This window comes from Idiomarina sp. UBA3162 (assembly GCF_002364475.1).
Classification (GTDB): domain Bacteria; phylum Pseudomonadota; class Gammaproteobacteria; order Enterobacterales; family Alteromonadaceae; genus Idiomarina.
In genome coordinates this window covers 869-2267 of sequence record NZ_DEYI01000031.1, presented here as the reverse complement: position 1 = coordinate 2267, position 1399 = coordinate 869, and the positions used below count along the sequence as shown (strand labels likewise).

The 1399-nt window shown below is 47.3% G+C and carries 3 protein-coding genes; all 3 read left to right on the top strand.

The window, feature by feature from the left end; all coding sequences use genetic code 11:
• Positions 1–288 (top strand): YbaB/EbfC family nucleoid-associated protein (locus B2X00_RS03690; RefSeq protein WP_290486172.1); only part of this gene is annotated, 288 nt, incomplete at its 5' end.
• 9 nt (positions 289–297) lie between these two features.
• Positions 298–906, top strand: coding sequence for a recombination mediator RecR (gene recR / locus B2X00_RS03685; protein WP_290486171.1), 609 nt, complete (start codon positions 298–300; stop codon positions 904–906).
• Between the two features lie 68 nt (positions 907–974).
• On the top strand, positions 975–1399 hold a 425-nt coding region (locus B2X00_RS03680), incomplete at its 3' end, for an ATP-binding protein (RefSeq protein ID WP_290486170.1).

Genomic DNA, 1399 nt, shown 5'->3' with positions numbered 1-1399 from the left:
CAGCAAATGCAAGAGCGCATGCAGCAGGCCCAGCAAGAGATCGCTGAAATGGAAGTGACCGGCGAGTCAGGCGCTGGATTAGTGAAAGTAACCATGTTGGGTAACCACAACATCAAGCGCGTTGAAATCGATGAGAGTTTGATGGATGACGATAAAGAGATGCTCGAGGATCTGATTGCAGCGGCGACTAATGATGCAGTCCGTCGCGTGGAAGAGACGAGTAAAGAACGCATGTCGGAAATTACCGGTGGTATGGGGTTGCCGCCCGGTTTTAAGATGCCGTTCTAGGCTTACTTTATGAGTGAAGGAATCAGTCCTGCCATTGATCGCTTGGTCGACGATTTAAAACGTCTTCCGGGTGTGGGTAAAAAAACGGCTCAGCGTATGGCATTCCATTTGTTGGAACGTGATAGAGACGGTGCGCAACGTTTGGCTGATTCCTTACAGAATGCAGTGCAGCGTGTAGGTCACTGCCAACAATGCCGCACGCTGACCGAAGAACCTTTATGTCGTATTTGCGCAAATCCCGCACGCAGTGAGCAAGGTACGTTATGTGTAGTAGAAACACCTGCTGACGTGTTGGCTATTGAACAAACATCGCAATTTAACGGTCGTTATTTCGTTTTAATGGGGCACCTGTCACCCCTTGATGGCATAGGTCCAGAGGACATTGGTTTAGATGAACTTGAAGCACAGCTTAAAAGTGCACCCATTGAAGAAATCATCTTAGCAACTAATCCTACCGTAGAAGGTGATGCAACGGCTCACTATATTGCTGATATTGCCGAATCACTGAACGTCAACACGTCTCGAATAGCGCATGGTGTACCCGTCGGCGGCGAGCTAGGCTATGTCGACCAAGCAACCTTAGGGCATGCATTCACTGGGCGTAAAAAGTTTGGTTAACGCTTGAAATTGCCTACATCGCCCCCATTTCTGACATGAAAAGGTGGTTGAAGTAGGAGAATACAATTATGGCGGAAGCCGCTCAAACCGAAAAACATGGATTTCAGACAGAAGTTAAGCAACTGCTTAACCTAATGATCCATTCTCTATATTCAAATAAAGAAATCTTCTTACGTGAGCTCGTATCGAATGCGTCTGACGCGGCCGATAAATTACGCTTCAAAGCGCTCAGCGATAACGCGCTATATGGCGATGATGGTGAGCTCCATGTACGTATCGCGATCGATAAAGATAACCGTACGCTGACAATAAGCGACAACGGCATCGGCATGACGCGTGACGAAGTCATGACTAACTTAGGGACCATTGCCAAATCAGGTACGGCTGAGTTCTTTGGTCAGTTGTCTGGTGATGAGGCCAAAGATAGTAAGTTAATCGGTCAGTTTGGCGTTGGTTTCTACTCAGCATTTATTGTTGCTGATGAAGTGACTGT